This is a genomic window from Pseudoalteromonas sp. 0303 (assembly GCF_013349995.1).
Taxonomy (GTDB): Bacteria; Pseudomonadota; Gammaproteobacteria; order Enterobacterales; family Alteromonadaceae; genus Pseudoalteromonas.
This window is the reverse complement of sequence record NZ_JABVXF010000017.1, coordinates 58,811-74,313: the sequence shown is the minus strand read 5'-3', so window position 1 is coordinate 74,313 and position 15,503 is coordinate 58,811. Positions and strand designations below refer to the sequence as shown.

The window sequence follows — 15,503 nt, the reverse complement described above, 5'->3', positions numbered from 1 at the left end:
AAGGATGCTTTAAACTTACAGGTTCAGAAAAAGAGGCAAAGTATTCCCATGAGCGTGAAACCGCAGAGCAAAACTAAACCTGATCTTTTAAACTCACCCATTCTGCCAACCTTGAAAAAAATGACCATTCCTATGATCTTCGGAATGATCACCCTAATGATGTTTAATTTGGTTGATACCTTTTTCATTAGTTTGTTAGGTACAGAGCCTCTCGCCGCTGTCAGTTTTACCTTTCCTGTTACTTTTACTGTTATTAGCCTTGCAATTGGTTTAGGGATAGGTACCTCTGCGGTGATAGCTAAAGCACTTGGTAGTGATAAGTTAGATGAAGCACGTTTTGATGCCAGCATGTCGTTGTTGGTATCGGTGGTGATGGTGTTTAGCTTATCTGTAGTAGGTTATTTATTAATAGATCCGATCTTTAAGTTATTGGGTGCTGGCGAATTAGTCTTACCGCTTATTCATGAGTATATGAGTGTGTGGTTCTTAGGCAGCGTATTTCTAATTACCCCTATGGTTGGCAACTCAGTGCTTAGAGCCAGTGGCGATACCAAAACACCGAGCATTGTTATGGGTGGAGCAGGGCTGATTAATGCCATCTTAGACCCTATACTTATTTTTGGCTTTGGACCTGTTCCGGCATTAGGTATTCAAGGCGCAGCTATTGCTAGTGTTATTGCATGGTCAGTTGCTGTCGTTATCATTTTATACATCCTTGCGGTAAAAAATGGTCTATTGAGTTTACATGCTGGTGTACAAACGCCGCTTAGCTCGATTCGTAAAATTCTTAAAATTGGTTTACCTGCGGCTGGCGCAAATATGCTGACACCTATTGCCATGGCGGTCATGACAGCATTAGTGGCTAAACATGGTCCTGAAGCGGTAGCGGCGTTTGGTGTAGGCAGTCGCATTGAATCTATCGCAAGCCTTGTGGTGCTTGCTTTGTCGATGACCTTGCCGCCATTTGTGAGTCAAAACTTTGGGGCAGGTAAGTTTGAGCGTGTTAAAGAAGCTTACTCAAAAACCTTGAAATTCGTGATGATTTGGCAGTTCGCTATTTATATTTTACTGCTGTTAACCTCTGGCTTTATCGCTGATGTATTTGGTAAAGAGCAAGCAGTAATGGATGTAATTAAGTTATTCATTTATATCTTGCCATTGAGTTATGGCTTGCAAGGGGTGATTATTTTATCTAACTCTTCATTTAATGCCCTGCATAAACCAATGAATGCACTGATTTTAAGTGTAGTACGTCTGTTTGTTTTTTATGTACCTTTTGCTTATATAGGCAGCGAAATCGCAGGCTTAACCGGTTTATTTATTGGTGCGGCGATTGGTAACTTATTTACTGCAATGGTTGCCTATAAATGGTTTATCAAAGAAGTTGATGGGTTAAGTGAGTCATATATGAAGGAGTGTCATTCATGAGCGACCATTTCCAACTAGTTTCTAAGTTTCAGCCAAGTGGTGACCAACCAACGGCAATAGCACAATTAAAAGATGGCCTAGAGGCTGGGCTTGCGCATCAAACATTATTAGGGGCTACGGGAACGGGTAAAACCTTCACCATGGCCAATATTATTAATGATTTGAATCGTCCAACTATCATCATGGCACACAACAAAACACTCGCTGCACAGCTTTATGGCGAAATGAAAGAGTTCTTCCCTCATAATGCGGTTGAGTATTTTGTATCTTATTACGATTATTACCAGCCAGAAGCCTACGTTGTTGCCAGCGATACCTTTATTGAAAAAGACGCCTCCATCAATGAGCATATTGAACAAATGCGTTTAAGTGCCACCAAAGCGCTGCTTGAGCGACGCGATACCATTATTGTGGCTTCGGTGTCTGCTATTTATGGTTTGGGCGACCCTGACTCATACATGAAGATGATGCTCTTGCTTAAAGTGGGTGAAACCGTCGATCAGCGCGATATGCTGCGTCGTCTTGCTGAGCTGCAATATACACGCAACGATATTGAATTTAGCCGCGGTACATACCGTGTACGTGGCGAAGTGGTCGATATATTTCCAGCTGAATCGGATACTTACGCTGTTCGTGTGGAAATGTTTGACGATGAAATTGAACGTTTAAGTATTTTTGACCCGCTTACAGGGGCTGTTGAAAAGCACATTGTGCGCGCAACTATTTACCCGAAAACTCACTATGTAACTCCCCGTGAAAAAATTCTTGATGCCATTGATAAAATTAAAGGTGAGCTTAAAGACCGCCGAGCTCAACTACTTAGTGCCAACAAACTTGTGGAAGAGCAGCGTATTGCTCAGCGCACCCAGTACGATATTGAAATGATGACCGAGCTTGGTTATTGCTCAGGCATTGAAAACTACTCGCGATATTTATCTGGCAGAACACCAGGCGATCCACCTCCGACATTATTAGATTACCTACCTGATGATGCATTGATGATTATTGATGAATCACACGTTACTGTGTCGCAAATTGGTGCTATGTATAAAGGCGATAGAAGCCGTAAGGAAAATCTTGTTGAGTATGGCTTTCGCTTGCCATCGGCACTAGATAACCGCCCATTACGCTTTGAAGAATTTGAAGCCATTGCGCCGCAAACTATTTATGTGTCGGCAACACCTGGTGACTTTGAGCTTGAGCGCTCATCAGGGGAGGTTGCTGAGCAGGTCATTCGTCCAACCGGGCTTATAGACCCTGAAATTGAAGTGCGCCCTGTGGGCACCCAGGTTGATGACTTACTTTCTGAGATCTATAAACGAGTTGAAGTGAACGAGCGGGTACTTGTTACTACTTTAACTAAGCGCATGGCAGAAGATTTAACCGACTATCTCAACGACCATGATGTAAAAGTTCGCTACTTGCACTCAGACATCGACACCGTTGAACGAGTCGAAATTATCCGTGATTTACGTGCCGGTGTGTTTGATGTGTTAGTGGGCATTAACTTATTGCGAGAAGGTCTCGACATGCCAGAAGTTTCACTGGTGGCGATACTTGATGCTGATAAAGAAGGCTTCTTACGTTCGACTCGCTCGCTTATTCAAACCATTGGTCGTGCTGCGCGTCACTTAAATGGTAAAGCGATTCTGTATGGCGACCGCATAACTAACTCGATGCGACAAGCCATTGATGAAACAGACCGTCGCCGTGAAAAACAACAAGCTTATAACCTTGAGCATGGTATAGAGCCGCAAGCACTGGTTAAAAGTATCACCGATATTATGGATGTGGGTGAAGAGGCAAGTCCGAAGGATAACCTTAAGTTGGTGCGTAAAGAGTCTAAACAAGTGCTCAGCGCGAAAGATATTGCTAGCCAAATCAAAACCCTTGAAGCGAAAATGCATGCTTATGCTAGCGATCTTGAGTTTGAAAAAGCGGCGTCTGTGCGTGATGAAATTCACGAATTACAACAACAGTTAATTAACTAAAGATGATGACAAACGATTTTTCTGCCATTTTAAATGCCTTAGCAGAGGCTCCACTTGCTGCTAATGAATTATGTCGTGTATTCCATGGCCGTGGTCACTCAGTCGCTGAGCTGAGCCACATAAACTTAGACTTTTATCCGCCAGCACTCTTTTTAGTTTCATATGAAGAAATAGATGAGCAGGTACTTGCGCAATTAACTGATACCCTGTGGCATTGGGCGCAACACAATGCGCCAGAGCTTGTAAGTGCATTGGTTTACCAACAACGTAGCGGCATTAACACTCGTAATGCCCTGATGTTTGGTGAATTACCTCAAGAGCACCATGTCAGTGAAAATGGTATTAAGTTTAAAGTCGATTTATTGAGTCGCCAAAATACTGGGATTTTTCCTGATATGCGCCGTGGCCGCGAGTTTGTTCAAGCCTATAGTAACAATGCAAAAGTGCTCAACCTATTTTCATACACGTGTGGCTTCTCTGTTGCAGCAATGCAAGGCGGCGCTGACCAAGTTATTAATATGGACATGAATAAAGGTGTGCTGCGCACGGGTAAACAAAATCATCAGCTAAATGGTTTTGATCAAGGTGTGAGTTATTTCCCGCACGATATTTTAAAATCATTCGGTAAACTAAAAAAATCAGCGCCCTATGAATTAATCATTGTTGATCCACCGAGCTTTCAAAAGGGCAGCTTTATATTGACCAAGGATTATCAAAAAATCTTGCGTCGTTTACCTGAGCTGTTAAATGAAAACACCCAATTATTACTGTGTGCCAATAGCCCTGAGCTTTCAGAGCAGGCGTTTAAAGATCTCATTAGCGATCATACACAAGGAGCAATTAGTTTTGTTGAGCGATTAGCTCCTACCGATGGTTTTATTGAAGTAGACAGTGATCGCAGCTTAAAAGCGTTAGTTTATAAAACAGCAAACTAATGGCACTGAGTAAACGACTATCAGCCATCATTGATGTGGTAGATTCAGGTTATGACGAAATCTGGGATTGTTGCTGTGATCACGGTTTGTTAGGCATTGAGCTGCTACAGCAAGATAAAGCACCGCTTATACATTTTGTTGATATTGTGCCTGAGTTAATGCAGGCACTAGGTGATAAACTCGAACGTTTTGCTAAAAGAGACCAACGCGGCCGTTGGCAGGTACATTGCCAAGATGTAGCAATGATTTCACCAGATCCTAAAAAACGCCATCTTGTTATTATTGCTGGAGTGGGTGGTGAGTTGTTAGTGCAGTTCTTAGCGAAGATTGTAAGCCAACAGCCAAATACGCACATCGACTTTATTGTTTGCCCAGTGCATCACAGTTATCAAGTTCGTAGCTATTTACAAACACTGCCATTGGGGCTCGTCTCTGAGCAGTTAGTGTGTGAAAACAAACGATTTTATGAAGTTATTGCCATGAGTGCGTCATCCTCGCAGCCGATCACGCGAGTCGGGCAACAAATGTGGCAACTAGAAAGTAAAGAGCACCAAACGTATTTAAAGCAGTTATGTGCCCATTACCAACGCATGTTAAATCAAGACGCCGATTATTATCAGCCAGTGCTTGAACAATACAGTGCATTATTAACTTAAAAAGAGTTAACTTAATTAAAGTTTATTAATCTCTTGTTTTATGTTGTAGCTAGAGTCAGTGACAATGGCTTCGAGGGTTTGCACACGCTCTTTTAGCTCTACAAGCTCCTTTGTTACTGCTGCGACATGCTCGTTCGCTTCTTTATTGTCTTTTAATGTTCGAGATTTAAACTCTAAATGTTTTTTATACATATCGTAGATCACACCTGAACCCACAGAAATCAAGACAATCAATACAACCATGGTTGTCCCTGACATAGCACTCTCCTTATTTTTTATAAATTATCTATAGATTATAGCCTGATTTTTTAATTGCAAAGGTGATTCTGTTACGAGGTGTTTCGTTTTAGAAATGGCTTGATGCGAATAAAGCCTGTAACGAGCATGGTACCTGCGATAACACAGAGTGCGCCAACCAAGGTATTGGGACCAATTTGCTCATCTAAAATTAAATTTCCCCACACTATGCCAAAAAGTGGAATCAGAAAAGTAACAGTCAACGCAGAGGTTGGGCCAATGTCATCAATCAAGCGAAAGAACAAGATATATGCCACTGCAGTACACAGTACTCCGAGTGCCACCACACCAAGCATAACTTCGTTAGTTGGCATTTCTCTGGCAGGAATAACAAAAATAAGCGGCAGTACCATGATACTCGCCGCCCACATACTGCCATGGGCATTATCAAAAGCAGATAACTTAGGTGCATGTTTAGTGTAATGAGATGCGATGGCATAGCTGAGTGAAGCACACAATGCTGCAACAATTGCTGTGATGGCTTGGCTGTCGATAGTGAGGCTATTTTGACCTACCAAAATGGCCACGCCCGTTAAACCCAACAGTAAGCCAAGCAACATACTTTTAGAGGGCTTCGTTTTACTCCAAATAATACCCACGATGGCACCCCAAATTGGCGTTGTTGAGTTTAATATGGATAAAGTGGAGGCATTGATTGTTTGTGCTGCATAGGCAAACAATAAAAAGGGAATGGCGGAATTAAGCGCGCCAATAATGAAAAAATGCTTTTTGTGGGTCGTGAAAGCCAGTTTCTTGCGTAAGTACAACGCAAAAATAAACAGTGTTATTGCTGCAAAGCCGACTCTTAACTCAATTAATACTGCAGGGCCTAAGCTATTCGCTGCCATGCGCATAAATAAGAAGGAAGCGCCCCAAATAGCAGCAAGGATGAATAAGCGTAATAAACTTGGCAATGACATGGTTTTACATTCTTAAATTATAAAACCTGAGCATAACAAATTTATGCCCCAATACTCGCCATTTTCGGACTATTAATCAGTTGATTGGGGAAGTTTCTTTTCGAAATCAGACTTTACGATTTCTAAAGCTGCTAATACATCTTCGGCAGGTACGTCGTTTTGTTCTAAGAGCATAATGAGATCTACAGCAATCTTGATGTAGTTAGGCGCGCTATCTAACTCATTACTCATTTTTGCAGTTCCTTTTTCTTAGCAACTTGGCTGATCGCTACATCGATGGCCGTTTGCACTTGTTGCTCCATTTTAATACGCTCTGTTTGAGGTAAATAAAATTCCATATCGACATCGTAACGGATGTAACGGGCAGGCAGTTGGTTTAATACGGTGCAGCATAAATCTGCCATAATATCATCACTATAGGTTGATTCTAAGTTGCGTTTAGTGATGTCTTCGACAACTAATTTTTCATAGTAGTTGTGAATGTCGTCATGCATTTTCATACAAAATAAGCCTAATTAAACAGTCACTTTTAGTGTATACCAAGCTTTAAAATAAATCGACAGCCGCCCTAAAAAGCTGACCATGAACATCAACCAAACGGCTTACATTTCGTTGATAGCCACCGCCCATGGCTGCAAACACTGGGATTTCTGCTTGCTTTGCTTGGTTTAATACAAAATAGTCACGTTGATACACTCCCTCTAAACTAACTTGAAAGTGCCCTAACTCGTCATCTGTTGCGATGTCTGCGCCGGCGTTATACAAAATGATATCTGGCTGGTGGAGTCTAGTTGTTAGGGCTAAAGCTTGTTTGACGGTCTCTAGGTATTCAGCATCTGAAGTGCCATGCTCTAAGGCAAAATCGTAGTTTGATTGCTGCTTAATGCGGGGGAAGTTTTGCTGACAATGAATTGAGCAGCTAATTATTTGAGGATGTAGTTGCGTAACTTCAGCTGTACCGTCGCCTTGGTGAACGTCACAGTCAAAGATTAATACGGTGTCGGCTTGCTCAGTATCAATCAAGTGTGCAGCAGCTATCGCTAAGTCATTAAAAATACAAAAGCCACTACCATATCCCGTAAAAGCATGATGATAACCACCACTTAGGTTAAAAGCAGCACCCTGTTGTAAGGCAAACTCAGCACCTTGAATACTCGCCCCAACAGAGTAAAGTGTTCGTTCAACCAATTCAGTGGACCAAGGAAAGCCCATTTTTTTAATGGCTTTGCTGTCAAGACTACCAGCTAAAAATGCGTCGACATAGTCGGGGTTATGGCACAGAGTAAGCTGCGCTTTAGTGGCTTGTTGTGGGGTAATGAAGTGCTGCTCATCAATAAAGTTGCTGACAAGCTTTTTTAACAAACGATATTTATCAATGGGAAAGCGGTGGCGCTCAGGTAAAGCTAACGCTGAATAACTTGGATGGTAGTAAAACATTATCTCAGCTGCTGTTTCTCGACCTGTTGAATTTTGTCTTCAGTAGCAGATATGGCTTTACGACAACGGCCAAGTCTTGCATGTAATGCGAGTATTTCTTTGTTAATTTCGGCTGCTTGCTGTGTATTTGCAGCTTCAAGTTTTAGTTTTCGCTCTTCGATCATCAATACTAAGCGGCGTTCAAACTCATGGTTTTGCTTTAGTTCGTCATAAAGTTCATGGGATGACTGCATGATTTTTTTAACTGCTTGTTTATAAACCTGTGGTTTAGCTTTTGGCTTAAAACTGTACTTATTTTCTTTAGCCCATACCGGGGTTGATTTGATCACATTAAATACCGCCTCTACCTGAAGGGTAATGCGCTCAAGTGCATATTGGTAAGCATGGCGATGCTCAGCAGGCGGCAAGCTGTTAAGCTCATCTTCGATTTCGCTTACGTAGTCCGCTAGCTTCATACTTTTTGTGCTAAACACGGCTTTATCAAACAAACTTGGTTGGGCTTGCATATAGCGATTTTTAGCAAATAAATTACCCTTATCAAATTGTGTGGCTAATTGTTTGAGCCTTTCAATTTGTGAACGTAGTTTATCAAAAGCAGTCGATTGCATTTATAAATAAGCCTCATAGATTAACTTTAATGCTAACACTATAACCACAGTGTTAAACACTGGGCGGATCATTTTACTACCAAACTTTATTGCTGAATGTGCTCCTAACCATGCTCCAAGCATCAAGAAAAAGCCCATTGTGATACCAAGTAAAAAGTTCACATGGCCAAGCGCCACGAATGTGATCAAAGAAATAAAGTTTGAAACAAAGTTCATTGAGCGGGCAAGGCCACAGTTAAGCAACAAACTCATTTTATATAATAGGCTATTTGAGGCTGTCCAAAATGTGCCAGTGCCGGGGCCTGCTAAACCATCAAAAAAACCAAGGCCTAATCCTTGTAGCCATTGTTTAATTTTAGTTTTGCTATCAAGCTTTGGTAACTCGTTATGCTCAGTTGTACTCAAACTGCCAAATAAGCTGTAACAAGCGACTAAAATAATCACCACCGGTAGTAATTTATTTAAAAATTCAATACTTAAGTAATCAACCACTAAAGTGCCTACGAGTGCCCCAATAGCTGTCGCTAAAATAGATGCAGCCCAAAACCGTGGGTTGAACAACTTTTTACGAAAATAAGTCACGCTGGCCGTCAATGAGCCAAAACTCGCTGCAAGTTTATTGGTACCTAAGGTGAGATGGGGCGGTAAGCCTGCAGTTAATAGCGCTGGCACAGTTAACATCCCGCCACCGCCTGCAATTGCATCAATAAAGCCCGCTGCCAGTGCGACTGCGCATAATAGTGCCCAGGTTGCTGGGTCTAAAGCTAATTCAAACATTAATAATCAATTTGTCTTTTAAAAGGTGGCAAGGTATCGAGCATGGCTTTGCCATATCGCTTGGTCACTAAACGGCGATCAAGGATAGTAATGCGACCCTGATCATTTTCTTTGCGCAGCAGTCTACCACAGCTTTGTACTAATTTCTTTGCCGCATCAGGTACGGTTATCGAAAGAAACGGGTTGCCACCTTTACTTTGCACAAACTCAGCCTGCGCTTCTTCTATTGGTGAGGTAGGCACCGCAAATGGAATCTTTGTTATTACCAGGTTTTCTAGGTACTTACCTGGTAAATCAAGACCCTCAGATAAACTTTGAGTGCCAAATAAATAGCTAGCACGGCCTAAATCTACATTAGCTTTATGCTTTTTAAGCAGAGCTTCACGAGACATTTCACCTTGCACTAAGACCTCAATTCCTTTGCTACGCAGCGCTTTAACAACATGATCCATCTGCCAATAAGAGGCAAACAACACTAAATTTGCTTTTTTATCATCAAGGAACTTAGGTAATTGCTCAGCCAAGTGGTCGCTAAACGCTTTATCGGTCGGCTCAATATGGCTGGCAGGGATATGTAACGTCGCTTGCTTTGGGTAATCAAACGGAGAAGGGACTTTTATGTATTTTACGCCTTCTTCTTTGGCAAGACCGCATTCATAGGCAAAGTGATCAAATGAACCCAATGCAGTTAAGGTGGCTGAACAAAGTACGGCACCCGCACATTGATTCCATAATTTATCTTTTAGGTAATAGCCAACTTCAATAGGGCAATCACTGAGTAAATGGTCGTGATGGTTCTTATATTCTAAGCGTTTGATCCATCGCGCATGGGGAATACCTTCGCCTTTTGTGGCGTAGCTAAACCACAGCTTGTTTAATAACTCTAAGCGATTAATGTACTGACCACTTTCAGCCAAGATTGGATCGGCCACATAAGGTTTTATATCGCCATCACTTACGTCTTGCACTAGGGTGTCGTGCATCTTGTTGAGTGCTCTTAAGGCATCAAGGGTGGCATCGCTAATATCTTTTGCTTTGGTATGTAAAGATGCTGGGATTTCACCGTGCTCAAAACGATAGGTGTCATCACTGTTATAGTTAAAGTCTGCGTTATCAAGAATATCACGCACCACTTTTAAGTTTTTACCAGCATCATGGATACTGTCACTGAGCTTAAAGTTTTGCCCAATCGCTTTTTGACCTACGAGTACATTAGCCATTTTACCAGCAAATTTAACCAGTTTGTCGAGCCAGTCTATAGTGCCTTTAATGGTTGCTGCAGCAGAAGAAAAGTCGCGGGTGATGTGCGCTAAATGGTGCGCTTCATCGATTACATAAATTGTATCGTCAGGCTCAGGTAGAATTTTACCGCCACCCAAATCAAGATCAGCCAGTAATAAAGAATGGTTGATCACTAGCACATCCATTTGCATAAGACGCTGACGTGCCATATGAAAAGGGCAGAGCTGATGAGCGCGCATTTGTCGTTGGCATGAATGCTTATCACAGGCAATTAAATTCCACACTTTATCAGGAATAGTATCAGCCCAGCTATCGCGGTCACCTTGCCATTGTTTTTTTGAATAAGCATCATAAAGTTGCTTTAAGCATTTGGTTTCCATATCAGAAAGCGGCGATGACAGGGTCGGCATAAACTCCATTTGCGTTTGACTGTCGCCATTAACGGCGGCACTGAGTTTTTGTGCACAGATATAACGCTGTCGACCTTTCACTAAATCAAACTTGATGTCTAGGCCAGAGTGCTCTTTAAAAAAAGGCAGCTCCTTACTAATTAACTGCTCTTGTAGGGCAACGGTTGCCGTAGAAATCACTAATTTCTTTTTCTTGGCCATCGCTAAGGGCAATGCCCCTAAACAATACGCTAACGATTTTCCGGTCCCGGTGCCTGCTTCAATAACACAAATTCGTTGGCTCTTGTGATATTCGCCAGCCAGCGTTTTTGCTATCTCGGCAACTAAATAGTTTTGACTGCTTCGAGGGCGATAATCGGTGAGGTTATCAGCAACATGCTTATGAATTTGCCGAATTGTTTTTTTTAAAGAGTCAGAAAGCATGCCCAGAAAACCTAAAGTATGTATATAATTACAGTAATGAATTTTAGAGATTTAACTGGGCAACTACAAGCGACTTGTTTGATTATTATTTTATTAGCTTCAATAGCGGCTCTAAGTGAACTTTATAATTTGTCCATTGCGTTAAAGCATCTTTGTAAATCGGTTTTCTTACTTGCTCTGAGCTTGGTGTCATTATCGGACGCTGATGATTATAAAAGCTCATGCAGCTTTCATGCATTTCTAAACTACAATAATCAAGCAACTCAGAAACAGTATTGGAAAAATCATTAACAAGATTTTGATAGTCAACGTTGAAGATTTCATCTGGATAAAGAGCGTGCCAGTGCGACATTAAATCTGCGTAATCATTTATATATTGTGCAAGCGATTTGAAATCGTAGCTATAGGCGTGGCCCTCAGAAAAAGAATGCTTGTATAAACTCCATGCTGTTGCGGCTTTATCTCTTGTTACTTCGAGAATTTTAGCGTTTGGAAATAGAGTTTTTATTAATGCGATATGATGAAAATTTGCGGGTTGTTTGTCGATAAAGATCTTATTTTTTCCGCGTAGTGGAGCAATAAAATTTAAATACCTTGCGGCATAATGAGCCTTATCTTGTTCTGAAAGTTTATCAAGGCCATAAGGTACATCTGAGAGTTTTTTACTCTCTAGCTCCCGCGCAATTGCGTTAATTTCTGTTAATTCATAACTTGCATCAACATAAGGGTGGCTTGCTAAAATTTGCTCAACTAAGGTAGAGCCACTGCGGGGTAAGCTGACGATAAAAATCAGCTGTAACGACTCATCAAATGCATTATGAGCCATTGGCTTTTGAGTTAAATGTTGCGTGCAACGAGAAGTGAAATTACTCGGCTTATAGGGAGTTAGTGACTTTTGAATACTGTTCGCTTTTTCTAACATCGCAAATGATAAGCTGAAGTTACCTTGTTGTTCATATGCCTTTGCGAGCGCAAAATAGAATTGAGCACTATTAAGGTTTGGCTTAGCAGCTTGCGTGAGCTGTTCTAGAAAGTCTACATCTTTACTGTCAAAAATGTATGTCTTTAAGTTTGCTAAATTCCAGTAAGCCTCACCAAGTTTTTTATCTATTTGCAGTGCTTGTTTGTAATGATCAATTGCAAGCCCTGTATTACCTTTTATTTTTTCAATGTTGCCAAGGCGAAGATGGCATTGGGCTGCGTAATAGTTTGCATTAAGTAACTTATTATAGATGGTTGTAGCTTCATCAAATTGCATTAATTTTACATGAGCGATCGCTAATAGGCTCTCAATGTATAATGTCGGTGAAGATATCGAAGAGTGGTAAAAAGAGATTAACTCATCAAATTGCTTGGTATTGAGTAGGGCTTTACAGTAGCTTTCTTTAACAGTTTGTTTTTGCGAGTTGTTCTCAAGGTTATGTTTTGATATTGCAAAGTAAGCTTTGCTATCACCCACTTTAAATGCGATCTCAGCCAGCGTTTCGAGTGCTCTATATTCATTTGGTACTAATTTTAATAATTGCTGAATGGTTTGCTGCGCTTGCAGAGGGTTTTGATTGGTTAATTGTTGTTTAGCCGTGTCTAATTGTTTATTAAACCAATGAATCATTTCATATTGTTTGAGTGCACTTTGCTGTTGTTCATGCTCTTGCAGTAGTTTGTGAATATCAGCAAGTAAAGCCCAGCCATCGTGATATTCTGGATTTTCATTGAGTACCTCTAACAACATAACTTTAGCTTTATGTGGTTCTGTAGCAACGAGTGTCTTTGCGTTATTAATCGCATCAATTGGGCTCATAATTGGCTCTTATAATTTTATGTAGTTAGGGTGTACTATACCCCTTCCGTAATAGATATTTGAAGTAAATGGTTACAGATACAGGTTTTATCCTTTCTAAAGAAGCGTTTGATAGCTCATCAGGTGTTAGTTTTGTGTTTTGGCTCTGGTGTGAAAACGGCCCTTTAAAAGTACAGGTTGAGCACCAAGAGGTGGTATTTTTCATTCCTGAAAACCAAGTAACTGCTGCAAAGCGACTATTACAAAATCAAAACATTCATGCTCGTTTTGCTGATGCCAAACTAAAAAATTTCCAAAATCAGTCGGTGATATGCTGTTATTTTAAATCGTTAAAAGATTACTACAGCGCCATTAAGGTTTTAAAAAGTTCACAGCTAGTCACTTTTGAAGATGATGTTAGGCCAATTGACAGATTTTTGATGGAGCGCTTCATTAAAGGCTCAGTATGGGTAAAAGGTGAAATACAAATACGAAGCGGTTTTCGACTGTTAAAGAACGCTAAATTAAAACCAAACAATGAATTTAGGCCTTTTTTCAAACATGTTTCTATTGATATTGAGTGTAATGGCGAAGGCGTACTATTTTCTATTGGTTTAGTCGGAGATGGCATAGACAAAGTTTTAATGATAGGGCGCCCAGAGCCAACGACTCATCTAGATTATCAAATCAATTGGTGTGAAGATGAAATAGATCTTCTTACTCAGTTTGAAAATGAAATTCAGCGAATTGATCCTGATGTACTGATTGGTTGGAATGTTATTGAATTTGACTTCAGTGTGCTTCACGCAAGAGCTGAGGCGTTAGGTATATCTCTAAAGCTTGGTCGCAACAAAGAAATAATGCGCGTGCGCTCGGGAAACATTACTCGCATAACAATGCCTGGTCGCGTAGTTATTGATGGTATTGATACCTTAAAAAATGCCACTTATCACTACGACAGTTTCAGTCTTGCCAATGTAGCGAGTATCGAACTTGGTGAAGAGAAGCTGATCAGCACAGATAATCGTCTTGAAGAAATTATTCGCCAGTTTAATGAAGACAAACTGTCTCTTGCTAATTACAACAGGCAAGACTGTATTTTAGTTCTGCGGATTTTTGAGAAATTAAAGTTACTCGATTTTGCAGTTGTAAGAAGCCAACTCACCGGACTTGAATTAGAACGAATGGGCGGTTCAGTAGCGGCCTTTACTAATCTTTATCTACCGCTATTACATAGAAGTGGCTATATAGCCCCTAATTTAGGTGATCATGGGTTAAGTTTTGACAGCCCTGGTGGTTATGTCATGTCATCGCAGCCAGGTCTTTACAAGAATATCCTGGTGCTTGATTACAAAAGCCTCTATCCATCAATAATGCGCACATTTTGCATAGACCCTCTTGGTCTAATTGAGGGGTTAAAAAAGCCAGATGACGCAATCGAAGGCTTTAACCAAGCACAGTTTTCACGTATTGAGCACCACCTGCCTGAGCTTATTCGTGAACTTGCAGCAACAAGACAAATAGCCAAAGATAAAAACCAGCCTATGCTCTCGCAGGCAATTAAAATCATCATGAATAGCTTATATGGTGTACTTGGCTCTAAAGGTTGTCGCTTTTATGACCCGAGATTGTCGAGTTCAATTACTTTGCGTGGCCATGAAATAATGCAAACAACTAAGCAATGGATAGAAGAGTGGGGTTACAACGTCATTTATGGTGATACAGATTCGACCTTTGTTAAGCTTGATGATGATCTAAATTCACTAAACTGTAATGAAATCGGTACGAAACTGGCGGAGAAAATTAACAAACGCTGGCAGCAGGTTTTGCAGAAAGACTATAAAATAGACAGCTTTTTAGAAATTGAGTACGAAACTCACTATAGCCCATTTTTTATGCCCACTATTAGAGGCAAAACAATGGGTTCAAAAAAGCGTTATGTAGGAAAAGTCGAAAAAAATGGTGCTTCAAAATTAGTTTTTAAAGGTATGGAAACCGTAAGGAGTGATTGGACAGAACTTGCTCATGAGTTTCAAACAGAATTATTTGAGATATTATTTGCTGAAAATTATAGCCAAGAATTAATTTTTCAAGCCTTTGATAGGTATGTTAAAAAACTATATGCAGGTGAGTTTGACGCTAAGTTAATCTATCGCAAACGCCTGGGTCAGCATTTAACTGATTACCAAAAAAACATCCCTCCCCACGTTAAAGCAGCGAAACAGTACTTAGCTGACAATCCTCATCTTGCATTCCAGCGTGGACAAATAATTAAATATGTTTACACCGCTAACGGCGCTGAGTACTACACAGGTCACCATAATTACGATTATGGCATTTATGTTAACAAACAATTGTTGCCAATAGCTGAAATGATTGTTGTTGATTTGGGTACTAAGATTTCGTCACTAAGTGACCGTCAGATACAGCTTTTTTAGAAAAATTAACATTTTTTTGACTCTTTATTGCGATGAATGATCGGTAAGCTCAGTTTAAACGCATATTTGTATGTTTTTTGTCCGCAAAACAAGAAAAAGTAAACTTTTTGCTTCTTCATTAAAAAATTGTAAATAAATGGCTGGATATTTTGTTTTATTTG

General features: G+C 40.5%; 14 protein-coding genes. 5 read left to right on the top strand and 9 right to left on the bottom strand.

The window, feature by feature from the left end; all coding sequences use genetic code 11:
- Window positions 1–48 precede the first annotated feature (48 nt).
- The 4 genes from HUS62_RS12470 to HUS62_RS12455 are packed head-to-tail and all read left to right on the top strand — an operon-like array spanning window position 49 to window position 5,010.
- Window positions 49–1,428 (top strand): MATE family efflux transporter, encoded by a 1,380-nt coding sequence (locus HUS62_RS12470; RefSeq protein WP_175079769.1) that lies wholly within the window; start codon window positions 49–51, stop codon window positions 1,426–1,428.
- Window positions 1,425–3,419, top strand: coding sequence for an excinuclease ABC subunit UvrB (uvrB, locus tag HUS62_RS12465; RefSeq protein WP_054563646.1), 1,995 nt, complete (start codon window positions 1,425–1,427; stop codon window positions 3,417–3,419). The genes HUS62_RS12470 and uvrB overlap by 4 nt, the downstream gene beginning before the upstream one ends.
- A 5-nt stretch (window positions 3,420–3,424) precedes the next feature.
- Window positions 3,425–4,354, top strand: coding sequence for a class I SAM-dependent methyltransferase (locus HUS62_RS12460; RefSeq protein ID WP_175079781.1), 930 nt, complete (start codon window positions 3,425–3,427; stop codon window positions 4,352–4,354).
- Window positions 4,354–5,010, top strand: a complete 657-nt coding sequence (locus HUS62_RS12455; protein ID WP_175079768.1) for a tRNA (adenine(22)-N(1))-methyltransferase TrmK — start codon at window positions 4,354–4,356, stop codon at window positions 5,008–5,010. The genes HUS62_RS12460 and HUS62_RS12455 overlap by 1 nt, the downstream gene beginning before the upstream one ends.
- A 15-nt stretch (window positions 5,011–5,025) precedes the next feature.
- Here the strand turns inward: HUS62_RS12455 and HUS62_RS12450 are convergent, their stop codons facing one another.
- The 9 genes from HUS62_RS12450 to HUS62_RS12410 form a co-directional block, all read right to left on the bottom strand.
- The gene (locus tag HUS62_RS12450; protein ID WP_175079767.1) at window positions 5,026–5,268 is read right to left on the bottom strand and encodes a hypothetical protein; all 243 of its coding nucleotides are present in this window, start codon (window positions 5,266–5,268) and stop codon (window positions 5,026–5,028) included.
- Window positions 5,269–5,339: 71 nt separating this feature from the next.
- A complete protein-coding gene (locus HUS62_RS12445) occupies window positions 5,340–6,227 on the bottom strand; it encodes a DMT family transporter (protein ID WP_175079766.1) in 888 nt (295 codons plus the stop codon).
- 72 nt (window positions 6,228–6,299) lie between these two features.
- Window positions 6,300–6,458 (bottom strand): YbaM family protein, encoded by a 159-nt coding sequence (locus HUS62_RS12440; RefSeq protein ID WP_082874113.1) that lies wholly within the window; start codon window positions 6,456–6,458, stop codon window positions 6,300–6,302.
- Entirely contained in the window at window positions 6,455–6,727 is a 273-nt protein-coding gene (locus HUS62_RS12435) for a late competence development ComFB family protein (protein ID WP_105175122.1), read from the bottom strand. The genes HUS62_RS12440 and HUS62_RS12435 overlap by 4 nt, the downstream gene beginning before the upstream one ends.
- A gap of 46 nt (window positions 6,728–6,773) precedes the next feature.
- The gene (locus tag HUS62_RS12430) at window positions 6,774–7,667 is read right to left on the bottom strand and encodes a histone deacetylase (RefSeq protein WP_175079780.1); all 894 of its coding nucleotides are present in this window, start codon (window positions 7,665–7,667) and stop codon (window positions 6,774–6,776) included.
- Window positions 7,664–8,272, bottom strand: a complete 609-nt coding sequence (locus tag HUS62_RS12425) for a primosomal replication protein (protein WP_054563653.1) — start codon at window positions 8,270–8,272, stop codon at window positions 7,664–7,666. The genes HUS62_RS12430 and HUS62_RS12425 overlap by 4 nt, the downstream gene beginning before the upstream one ends.
- Window positions 8,273–9,049 carry a TSUP family transporter gene (locus tag HUS62_RS12420; RefSeq protein WP_055021493.1) on the bottom strand — a complete coding sequence of 259 codons (777 nt, stop codon included), beginning with the start codon at window positions 9,047–9,049 and terminating at the stop codon, window positions 8,273–8,275. It abuts the gene before it with no gap.
- A complete protein-coding gene (gene dinG, locus HUS62_RS12415; protein ID WP_175079765.1) occupies window positions 9,049–11,124 on the bottom strand; it encodes an ATP-dependent DNA helicase DinG in 2,076 nt (691 codons plus the stop codon). Before dinG ends, HUS62_RS12420 begins: the two co-directional genes overlap by 1 nt.
- 85 nt (window positions 11,125–11,209) lie before the next feature.
- Window positions 11,210–12,925 (bottom strand): tetratricopeptide repeat-containing sulfotransferase family protein, encoded by a 1,716-nt coding sequence (locus HUS62_RS12410; protein WP_175079764.1) that lies wholly within the window; start codon window positions 12,923–12,925, stop codon window positions 11,210–11,212.
- Between the two features lie 68 nt (window positions 12,926–12,993).
- On the opposite strand from HUS62_RS12410, the gene HUS62_RS12405 reads away from it, so the two are divergent.
- On the top strand, window positions 12,994–15,342 hold the full coding sequence (locus HUS62_RS12405) for a DNA polymerase II (RefSeq protein WP_175079763.1): 2,349 nt from the start codon (window positions 12,994–12,996) through the stop codon (window positions 15,340–15,342).
- The last annotated feature ends 161 nt before the right edge of the window (window positions 15,343–15,503 follow it).

Coding starts and splice junctions, on each gene's coding strand:
- HUS62_RS12450 (WP_175079767.1), bottom strand. CDS start 5,268: ATGTCAGGGACAACCATGGTTGTATTGATTGTCTTGATTTCTGTGGGT.
- HUS62_RS12425 (WP_054563653.1), bottom strand. CDS start 8,272: ATGCAATCGACTGCTTTTGATAAACTACGTTCACAAATTGAAAGGCTC.
- HUS62_RS12420 (WP_055021493.1), bottom strand. CDS start 9,049: ATGTTTGAATTAGCTTTAGACCCAGCAACCTGGGCACTATTATGCGCA.
- HUS62_RS12410 (WP_175079764.1), bottom strand. CDS start 12,925: ATGAGCCCAATTGATGCGATTAATAACGCAAAGACACTCGTTGCTACA.
- HUS62_RS12405 (WP_175079763.1), top strand. CDS start 12,994: ATGGTTACAGATACAGGTTTTATCCTTTCTAAAGAAGCGTTTGATAGC.
- HUS62_RS12440 (WP_082874113.1), bottom strand. CDS start 6,458: ATGAGTAATGAGTTAGATAGCGCGCCTAACTACATCAAGATTGCTGTA.
- HUS62_RS12445 (WP_175079766.1), bottom strand. CDS start 6,227: ATGTCATTGCCAAGTTTATTACGCTTATTCATCCTTGCTGCTATTTGG.
- HUS62_RS12435 (WP_105175122.1), bottom strand. CDS start 6,727: ATGAAAATGCATGACGACATTCACAACTACTATGAAAAATTAGTTGTC.
- HUS62_RS12455 (WP_175079768.1), top strand. CDS start 4,354: ATGGCACTGAGTAAACGACTATCAGCCATCATTGATGTGGTAGATTCA.
- HUS62_RS12460 (WP_175079781.1), top strand. CDS start 3,425: ATGACAAACGATTTTTCTGCCATTTTAAATGCCTTAGCAGAGGCTCCA.
- uvrB (WP_054563646.1), top strand. CDS start 1,425: ATGAGCGACCATTTCCAACTAGTTTCTAAGTTTCAGCCAAGTGGTGAC.
- HUS62_RS12470 (WP_175079769.1), top strand. CDS start 49: ATGAGCGTGAAACCGCAGAGCAAAACTAAACCTGATCTTTTAAACTCA.
- dinG (WP_175079765.1), bottom strand. CDS start 11,124: ATGCTTTCTGACTCTTTAAAAAAAACAATTCGGCAAATTCATAAGCAT.